The sequence below is a fragment of the Shewanella sp. 11B5 genome, assembly GCF_002836795.1.
Taxonomy (GTDB): Bacteria; Pseudomonadota; Gammaproteobacteria; order Enterobacterales; family Shewanellaceae; genus Shewanella; species Shewanella frigidimarina.
On sequence record NZ_PJAP01000231.1, the window covers coordinates 1 to 9,863 of the forward strand.

Annotated in this window: 10 protein-coding genes; 5 read left to right on the forward strand and 5 right to left on the reverse strand. The window is 41.0% G+C overall.

From position 1 onward, the window contains the following. The 5 genes from CXF78_RS02430 to CXF78_RS02450 form a co-directional block, all read right to left on the reverse strand. Window positions 1-441, reverse strand: a 441-nt coding sequence (locus CXF78_RS02430) for an anaerobic C4-dicarboxylate transporter family protein (RefSeq protein ID WP_308302235.1), incomplete at its 3' end; no start/stop codon positions are given. A gap of 304 nt (window positions 442-745) precedes the next feature. Further along, a complete protein-coding gene (locus CXF78_RS02435) occupies window positions 746-1,873 on the reverse strand; it encodes a hypothetical protein (protein ID WP_102035863.1) in 1,128 nt (375 codons plus the stop codon). 40 nt (window positions 1,874-1,913) lie between these two features. Continuing rightward, complete coding sequence (locus CXF78_RS02440; protein ID WP_102035864.1) at window positions 1,914-3,158, reverse strand: dimethylsulfoniopropionate lyase DddY; 1,245 nt, start codon at window positions 3,156-3,158, stop codon at window positions 1,914-1,916. A 316-nt stretch (window positions 3,159-3,474) separates the two neighbouring features. Continuing rightward, window positions 3,475-3,828 (reverse strand): acrylate reductase cytochrome subunit ArdB, encoded by a 354-nt coding sequence (locus CXF78_RS02445; protein ID WP_059746965.1) that lies wholly within the window; start codon window positions 3,826-3,828, stop codon window positions 3,475-3,477. A gap of 28 nt (window positions 3,829-3,856) precedes the next feature. Then, a complete protein-coding gene (locus CXF78_RS02450) occupies window positions 3,857-5,377 on the reverse strand; it encodes an acrylate reductase flavoprotein subunit ArdA (protein WP_102035865.1) in 1,521 nt (506 codons plus the stop codon). 332 nt (window positions 5,378-5,709) lie between these two features. Between CXF78_RS02450 and CXF78_RS02455 the strand changes: the two genes are divergently transcribed. The 5 genes from CXF78_RS02455 to CXF78_RS02475 all read left to right on the forward strand — a co-directional run. Continuing rightward, a complete protein-coding gene (locus tag CXF78_RS02455; protein WP_102035866.1) occupies window positions 5,710-6,567 on the forward strand; it encodes a hypothetical protein in 858 nt (285 codons plus the stop codon). A gap of 179 nt (window positions 6,568-6,746) precedes the next feature. Then, a complete protein-coding gene (locus CXF78_RS02460) occupies window positions 6,747-7,556 on the forward strand; it encodes a COG4705 family protein (protein ID WP_011639308.1) in 810 nt (269 codons plus the stop codon). Window positions 7,557-7,581: 25 nt separating this feature from the next. After that, the gene (locus tag CXF78_RS02465; protein WP_011639309.1) at window positions 7,582-8,340 is read left to right on the forward strand and encodes a COG4705 family protein; all 759 of its coding nucleotides are present in this window, start codon (window positions 7,582-7,584) and stop codon (window positions 8,338-8,340) included. Between the two features lie 43 nt (window positions 8,341-8,383). After that, window positions 8,384-9,061, forward strand: coding sequence for a response regulator transcription factor (locus tag CXF78_RS02470; protein WP_102035867.1), 678 nt, complete (start codon window positions 8,384-8,386; stop codon window positions 9,059-9,061). Beyond that, window positions 9,025-9,863: histidine kinase dimerization/phospho-acceptor domain-containing protein (locus CXF78_RS02475; protein WP_308302236.1), on the forward strand; the 839-nt coding region annotated here is incomplete at its 3' end. The genes CXF78_RS02470 and CXF78_RS02475, both read left to right, overlap by 37 nt.

A 9,863-nucleotide genomic window follows, 5' to 3' on the forward strand; every position in this document is an offset into this window, starting at 1 on the left:
AATGGGTGATGCTGTAATGGCAACTTGTGAGGCGACAACTGCGATAGATAGAGGCCGAGATGGACGAATACCTTGCTCTTTAGCCACTTCAGCAATCACAGGCAGCGTCGAAAATGCTGTATGACCAGTACCTGCAAATAAAGTCATAAAATACGTTACGATAGGTGCTAAAAACGTAATATGCTTAGGATGCTTACGCAGCAATTTTTCTGCAATAGACACCAAATAGTCCATGCCACCCGCTTCTTGCATCGCGGCTATGGCGGTAATCACCGACATAATAATCAGCATCACATCGATGGGAATAGCACCTGGTGTTAACCCTAATCCAACGGTAAGAATTAATACCCCTACACCTCCAGCAAAACCTATCCCGATGCTGCCCATTCTTGCGCCGATATAAATTGCCCCGAGCACAATAATTATTTCTAAAATCATCATAATGTTAACTCTATTTAAAACCTAAATGTCTTGAATGAAATAGCAGGGATTACTGCTTTAGAGATCGTGATAGTACTCTGTTGAGATTTTACGAATGTAGACGTGGATCAATTAACGCTACGCAAAGGCATAAGATGTGTTTTATCAGCAGCTTTATTAACCATTTTGTTGTTACAGGTGTTATGAAAGTCAGCGATTACTCCAAGTGGAAATAAAAAAATGCCAATCAATGATTGGCATTTAAAAGGAGATAAAAGTGAAACGTAACTATCTAACGATTAAAACTATCGATGAAAACCAGCGATTAGAAATAGTAACCAAAATTGATATTAATACGATGATCCCAGCTGTCGCCGATTTCAGGTAAACCAACATGGCCATTATCACGCGTAGAGGCATACATATTTTTACCCATAATAAAATCAATCATGGTGTACGTTGGACCGGAAGACAGGGCAACACCTGTGACATTTTGATAGCTGTTGTCATAGTCTTCATTGTCAACATCGGGGGTTACCACGCCGAAGTCATTATAGATCTTTGCACTGCCCCAACTGGTAGTGATCGTTTTAGCAATGTTTATGCTATAAGCTTGCGCTTTAGAAGCAATTTCGTACTGCCAATAGTAAGCCGATACCGCAAGCTTGTTATCGTCTAACGCATCAGCAGCATTGTACTCATATTGCATTGCCTGTAACTGCAGCGCCCAACCTTTATAACTGCTGTCGAGATGTAACGCGACGGCATATCGGTCACCATTATTGCCAGTATTACTATTATAAATTTGCCCTACCTCGACCGAAGCACCCACCACGGTTTTACCGCCTTCATACTCCATCGCATAGGTTTGGCGTAAATTTAATTGGTTAGTTTCTTCATTGTAATAGTCAGTGCCGTTGACTTGGCCAGAATATAAGTCTGTTGAATATCGTTCATTACGACTGGCACCATATTCAGCGCCTTTATAAAACGCAAACTCAGTTCCCCAACCATTATTTGAATAAACCGTTTTAATACCTGCATCATAATCATCTTCAAAACCTAAATAATACGGTACGCCAAACCAAAAACTATTTGAAATAAAACCCGGGTTACCAAATGGTACTTGATTTATACCAAATTGAATTTGCAATTGTTCTGAGTAATCATAAAAGGCATAACCATAACGTAGTGCTTCCCATCCATCATAAAAACGATATTCAGATGATAACCCCCAGTTATCTAATTTACCGTTGAATTTAACGGATGCCATCTCAAAGGTTAAATCACCTGATTTATCTTTAGAACTATCACTATATTGCTTATATGAATAATTAGCTCTTAAGGTACCAGACACGTTAATTCCATCTTCAACATCTTGTGCTGTAGAGTAAAAAGAAACCATGCATAGCGATACTAAAGTAGATAATAAAGATAACTTTAATAATTTCATTTTATTGTATTTCCCAATTCGATAATTAATAACTTGGCCGTTACCATTTGATTTTTGTTAAGTCACATTGAATAACTTCATCTTTATGAGCAGGTGTACCGGGGTTATTAGCTGATTCACAAAGTAGCGTGGTGCCATAATCATTGCGCTTGTCGTTTGCATTGCTTCTTGCCCAAACAGACACGATAGCGCGCTCTTCTGGCTTAGCTTCGCAGCTGCCATCGACTTCAAAGGCATGGATAGTATTTTGATGGAAATACATTAGCGGATCGATATCAGCACTGCTCGACAGCCACATGGTCTGCCCATTGTGTTGACCTGCATCAAATTGAACTTGTCTAACTTTGTCGTCTTCTTTAACGGTGTTAATTAACGGTGAATCTTCACGCACGGCAAAACTCTTAAACTCATTCGCACACGCAGGTACGCGCATGTTGTAATAAATTTCAGATATTGCATGGTTATGATATGGGTATAAGGTATCGACTGATTGCACTGTCATACCGACTTCTGCACCAACCTTTTCGCCATTAATTTCGTCTATGCGTAATAGCCCCCAGTGACCAAAAATTTCGGCATAGGCATAACCACCACGAATGTTGTTGAAGTTTTTATCATTGCGTTTACTTTCTTCAGCATACATTGGGTACCAACCTGCTGCAGCCCATAAATTAGGTAATGCATTGGCACTAATATCTGTTGGGAAAGCTGAGGGCATTTTCACTTCATCGCCCGTCACCATTTTAGTAAAGTTTTTAGTAAACTCTTTGCCGAGTTTACGCACGTCTTTATTAGTGACTTTTGTGTCAAAAAAGGAATCGAATGTTGCACGTTTAAGCCATTTAGCTACGGGGGAGTTTTCGGCTAATTGACCACCAGGGCTGTAAATCCAATCGACGTCTTGGCGCGCACCAAAACACTTTTTCGCTTTATCTGGATTATTAATAACTTGATAAATGTTTTTAACTAATAGCTTCATGTCTCTGCGATCCATGATGCACATATTCTTACCACCTTCGGTAGAATCGTACATTGCTTGGTCTGAATTTAAACATGGACCATTTTCACTATTGGTTAATGCTACCGCGTAAGATTGTAAATATTGCAGTGTTTCATTCCATAAAATATCGACATATTTTTGATCATTTTTATCGTACTGAGATTCAGCTCCTAAACAAGTGAACTCAGCATTATCAACATCGTTCTTATCTAAAAAACTAGGTATTTCACTCGCCATAGCAGAACTAGATAACAACATCATAACGAACAAGGTATTATATTTCATATCATCCATCTTTCTTTATTATTTAAGACGGATGGATATTACCCTTGGAATTAATTCCAAAAAATTACATTCAACATACTTACAACAAATATAAACAACAAAAATATAATTAACATCTAAAAAGTGATTATAAAAACCTTAGGCGCTCAACCTTAAACTTCTAATAATTAAAAACCTAATAACTTAACATCTAATAAGTTAAAGCCTAAATTAAAAATAAGTAATAAATAATTAAAAAATAATCACCTATAATATAAAAGCCGCATATTAATACATTAATATGCGGCTTTTAAAACGAATATCAATTTAAATTAGTTTACCCTTTATGCTTATCAAACTTAAACGTATGACAGTTACTGCATAATGGTTGTTTGGTTTTATGTTCGCTATGACACTCTTGGCAAGGTACCTCTTTACCATAGTGAAGGTTATTGTGTGGGTTTTGCCACTTGTCTTCTTCACTTCTGGCGGTTTTCTTTGCTAAGTCATCAACATCATGACACTGCAAACAGGATTGGTCAGATGGAAACTGCTTGATGCCATTGTCATGACACGTTTTACAGTCTTTACCGATAACCTCTTTATGGTAGTCACGGATCTCTGCTGACTGTACTGATAAGCTGGTTAATCCAAGTAGTACCAGCCCAAGTATAATATTAAAGTTTTTCATTAATGATTCCTCTTGTTCACTGGTCTGGTTAAACGTTCATGAGACTTCTAGCAGCAGTCATGCCCATCACCATACATTCTGGAATAGAACAACTGCCTAAACGGCTAACGCCATGAATACCACCACACACTTCACCCGCGGCATAAAGACCAGTAATAGACTTACCAGTAAAGCTATCTGTTACTTCGGCTTTGGTATTAACTTTTACACCACCTTGGCAGTAATGCACTTTTGGCCACAAACGAACGACAGTAAATGGCGCTTCGATCATTTTGTTTTTCGCCAACGTCATATCTTTGCCAAACTGCTTATCTTCGCCAGTGCTTACATAGCCGTTGTATTCAGCGATTTGTGCTTTTAACCCAGCTAGAGGCACACCAAAGTGTGTTGCCAACTCTTCAAGGCTTTCAAACTTCCAACCGACATTGTACTTAATCACTTTTTCGGTATTTGGATGTGCTTTAGAGTCTTTAAAGCTTGAAATCAACAGTGGTGGTACAGGATTACCTTTTTCATCACGGTTACTTAATTCAGCATCAGCACGTGTTTTACGATCGGCAATTTCATTCATAAAACGCTGACCAGTTGTACGGCTAACGGCAATTGAATGAGGTAAGTTGAAAATTGAATAGTTAGACACATAACCAAAGCCACCTTCATCAGGTGAAGCCCAAGGACCTGATTGAATGTGAGCTAAATGCACAGGAATAGCCCCTAAACGGAACATTTCATACATGCCCTCGCCTGTTGCACCTGGTGCGTTGGTACAACCAACGTCTGCAGTTAAGGTTGGATCTTGCGCCATACGTAAATCAACGTTTTGCGCAAAGCCACCGGTAGCCATAATCACACCACGTTTGGCGCGAATATTGAGTACTTTACCAGGCTGGTCTTCGCCAAAGTGATAGTTTTGACGCATTTTAACACCAACAACTTCGCCTTTATTACCGACGAGGAATCCTTCAAATTTTGAACGATTGTGGGTGTTTACACCAATACGTTTACACTCTTTGTACAATGGTTGGGTGATACCAGCACCACAACTTACTGAGGTTTGGTAAGTACGTGCAACCGAGTGACCGCCTAGTTGTTGTAAGTAAGGATGGTATTCAGAACCCGCATCTAAGGTCATTTGTAACGCTTCAACCGCATGAGATGCGACATGGCGTAATAACCCTTCATCGGCAATGCCACGGCCAGACAATAATTGGTCATTAACCATTCGGTCTACCGAGTCTTCAACACCTTCTTTCTTTTGCATCGGCGTGCCTGGTGCGGCAAAAAGCCCACCATTAATAGCCGAGTTACCACCAAAATAGGACATTTTTTCAAATATATGAACGTCTTTTGCACCATGTTTAGTGGCTTCGATTGCGGCAGCTAAACCCGCAAAACCAGAACCAATAATGACGATTTCAACTTCTTTGTCCCATTTAACACCATCCGCCTTTTCAGACACAGCCATTGCTGGTGCTACCATCGCTGCACCAGCAGCAATACCTAGACCTGCAATAAACTTACGGCGCCCTAATAGATCTATATTGCTCATAGGTTATCACCCCTTTTTATATTATTGACGCTTCATCATAGCGATGGAATCAATTCCAAAACGGGAACTATTGTTAATGTTTGGTGAAAATAACAACGAATATCGACTAATCAATTGTAGGTAGGACTTTCAATAAAATTACTGCATAGGTTTACTTTTGGAACTGAATCCATATTGTGAGTGGCTCTGCATAACAACTGGTTAAATATTTATTTAATCGATATGATTAACCCATTGAGGACGACCTCAGCCTGACATGCACCACATTTCATCGACAGGTATTCACATCGGGGACGGCCCCATCTGCCATCTACACAGAAGAGCCGCTAAATATGTTACTAAATAGCTATAACACCACACTGGTTACGCCATTATTTATGCGTCGCTTTTACCATGATTTGTATCGGGGTTTACTGGCCATCTTGATACTACTGCCGCTCACCGCCAATGCGACACAAATTGATACCTCATCGAATAGCCCTGTAACGCCACAAGTTCGGGTTGGACTGCACGGCATGCTGTTGTTTGGTAGTGAATATGGTTTATTTGCCTCGCATTTACCGATGTTTCACACTCCACATAATGCCCAAGTTGTGTTACGGCTATCCTTTGATGACCCTCAAATTAACACTGCAGTAATCAATGGCTTAACGTTATCGGCAGCTAGTGGATATCCGATTTGGACCATAGTGCCGCAACAATTTGACCTATCAATGTTATCTCCCGCTCACCCAAACCATATCAATCATTTAAGCGTTGATATTGTTAAAGGCCATTTTGAACGCGGCGGTGAAACACAATGGAAGAACCAAGGGCTAACCGTGGCGAGGGTGTTAGTATTCAATGAATTAGATACCCAGTTTGAGCTACAAAAAGCCAACAACAATACTTATCTTAAGGTTAATAATACCCCTGACGATAAGGTACAGTTTCTCGTTAAACGCCTAACGACTCGACCTGATGCCGATCACATTGTACGCCTCGATAATGTCGGCAATAACTTACCCGCAGAAATTGTAATTCCTATTGATGCGGCAAAGTTATTTAACGATGAAGCCCAACTGCGTGCAGCATTACCTGATACTGCACCTAAAAACACTTCTTTAACGACTTCAAGCACAAAGCTAAAAACCACTAGCCCAATGACTACAGTTTCAAGAGTGTATATAGAGTTGGATGAACTAAAATAATCTACAAAACGATTGCGGTTTTCCAGCATCACCTTTCTGAAGGCATTGGCAGAATTGCACTGGGGATTAACTCTACAAAATAAATAAAAAGTCACTTAATACTTAGCCCTATGTTTGGGCTAAGTATTGCTCGGCACTATATGACTACAGCATGTTTCACTACTGGATCAGGAGTCCACATGAAACCAATAGTCATAACACCAGTAACCAGCAATACCCCAAATAGCAGCAATGCACCGCAACACGGTTGGCTCAATAAAGTGCCCGAAATAACATTGACTTTTTGGGTCATAAAAATGATGTCAACTACCGTAGGTGAAACCGCAGCAGATTATCTTAGCTTCCATCTTCACGTAGGCATGATTAATACCAGCATCATCATGGGAGTATTTTTACTTTTCGCCTTATGGGTGCAGCTTAAACAAAGCCAATATCGCCCAGGTGCATATTGGAGTGTTGTGGTGCTTATCAGTATTTTTGGCACCTTAGTCACCGACATTCTCACTGACAAACTCGATGTGCCTCTACCGGTATCGACAGCGGTGTTTAGCGCATTATTAGCGGCAACATTTGCATACTGGTTCAGTAAAGAACGTACCTTATCCATCCACTCCATTGTCACTCTTAAACGTGAGCTATTTTATTGGTTGGCCATTCTATTTACCTTCGCACTTGGTACTGCTGTGGGCGATTGGGTGTCGGAAGATATGAATGTAGGTTATGGCATATCGGCAATCGTATTTGGTGGGTTAATTACGCTTATAGGCCTAGCCTTTTATCGCTTCAAGGCGAATGCCGTATTGTGCTTTTGGCTGGCTTATATATTAACTCGTCCACTGGGTGCATCTATCGGCGACTTACTGTCACAACCCATTCGTAAAGGCGGCCTAGGGTTTGGTACCACCAGCACCAGCATTGTGTTTTTAGCGATTATTATTGCACTTGTGGCATACCTATCAGTTCGCGCCAAACAGCAAAAAAGCCAATAATCTATCAATATAAGTGAGTATCGATATGGACACACTACAAAAGCAGGCGCTGACTAAAGTGCCGCAAGTCACCTTAATATTTTGGTTGGTAAAAATACTGGCCACCACCTTAGGCGAAACGGCAGGAGATGCTTTATCGATGTCGCTTAACCTCGGCTATTTAGTTAGCTCTGTTATTTTTATCGGTTTATTCGCGATAGCGGTAGCAATACAAATTCGCAGTAAACATTATTCTTCGAGTATTTATTGGGCCACCATTATCGCTACAACGACGGCTGGCACAACGATGGCTGACTTTGCCGACCGCTCTTTAGGCATTGGCTATACCGGCGGCACATTGCTACTAGTGAGCTTGTTGTGTATGTCATTTTCAATTTGGTACGTCAGCGCAGGTAGCCTGTCTAATCAGTCGATAAACAATACCAAAACCGAATGTTTTTATTGGGTGACGATTTTACTGTCACAAACCTTAGGTACAGCGCTAGGCGACTGGACAGTAGACAGTGCAGGCCTTGGTTATGATGTCAGTGCGTTAATCTTTGGTAGCCTGTTATTAGTGTTATTAGCTGCCTATCTTTGGAGCTCTATATCTCGCACTCTGTTATTTTGGCTAAGCTTTATTTTAACCAGACCTTTAGGTGCCGTGGTGGGTGACTTTTTAGATAAACCCATTAGCCATGGTGGATTAGAATTTAGTCGCTTTAGTGCGTCGGCCGCATTACTCTTTGGTATGGTGTTGTGTTTAATGCTATTTAAGCAGCAAGCCGCGACAACACATCATTAATCAAGACTTTTCATTTTGTGTCATTATGTCCGATTGAGGTGCTATGCGTATTTTATTAGTAGAAGACGATAAAATGATTGGCGATGCCATGCAAAGCGCCTTAAAAGATGTCGCCTATGCGGTCGATTGGATATGCGACGGCGAAGCGGCCTTACACAGTTTACGTTGCCAGCAATATGATGTGGTGTTGCTCGACCTTGGCTTACCGAAACTGGATGGTTTGCAAGTAATGCAATATATTCGAGCTCAGCATCCCGCACTGGCGGTGATCATTATTACCGCCAGAGACAGCCTAGAAGACCGAGTCAAAGGGCTCGATTTAGGTGCCGATGATTATCTCGTTAAGCCCTTCGATATAACTGAACTACTGGCACGCATTCGTGCAGTAACAAGGCGCAATGCCAACCAACATACATCAGAATTAACCAATAATATTGTTTGGCTAAATCCAGCCACACATGAAGCCAAAACCCTCACTCAAGATAATATTTTACTGTCTAACCGCGAGTTCGCCTTACTGCAAACATTGCTTATTCGACCCGGTTCGATTCATTCAAAAAGTGATTTAGAAGAACGAATTTATGGCTGGGGTGAAGAGGTAGAAAGTAATGCTGTAGAGTTTTTAATTCATTGTTTGCGTAAAAAATTGGGTACAGAAACCATTAAAAATGTCAGAGGTGTAGGATGGATGGTGTCAAAAAACGCCCCAGTAATTCGTTAAAAACACGCTTATCTTATTGGATTTCAGCAGCCATTTTGTCTGTTGCGATAATAGCAGCCAGCTTTACCTTTAGCAGTGCCTTTGAAGAAGCCCATGAGCTCCAAGATGATGTATTGCAACAAATGGCCGTGCTGTTTGACCATTACTCGCTTACGCTAAACGACGGAACACTCACCCCGTTAAGCCAAGATCAGTTGGAGTTTCAGGTTTCAGTGCAGTTATTGGGTAGTAACTCAGCAAGCAATGCCTTAGCCCAAAATACCCTAGCCTTGCCGAACAATTTAACCGATGGATTTCATACGGTTAATTTAGCCACCCAATCTTGGCGAGTGTTTGTACGCACCTTGTCATCCACTCAACGTATCGCCATCGCCCAAGATACTGCTATTCGTGACGATATTGCGTTTGAAACCGCGCTGCACACTCTGATGCCATTGTTAGTATTAATTCCAATTTTACTGTTATTACTGGGGTATATTTTAGGCAAAATTCTTGGCCCGATTAGTATTTTAGCCCACGAAGTTGACCGTCAAACTGAGCACGACCTACAGCTAATTCCCACCACTCAATTACCGAGTGAAATAGTGCCCTTTGTTGAGGCAATTAATCGTTTACTCAGCAAAAATAGCCAGGTTATTGCTAGCCAAAAGCGCTTTATTGCCGATGCTGCTCATGAATTAAGATCGCCCATAACTGCACTGTCGTTACAGGCACAACGTCTTCAGCAGACAGAGTTAACGGACGATGCGCGCCAGAAGCTTAATGCACTACAAGCTGGAATAGGTCGCAGTATTCATCTACT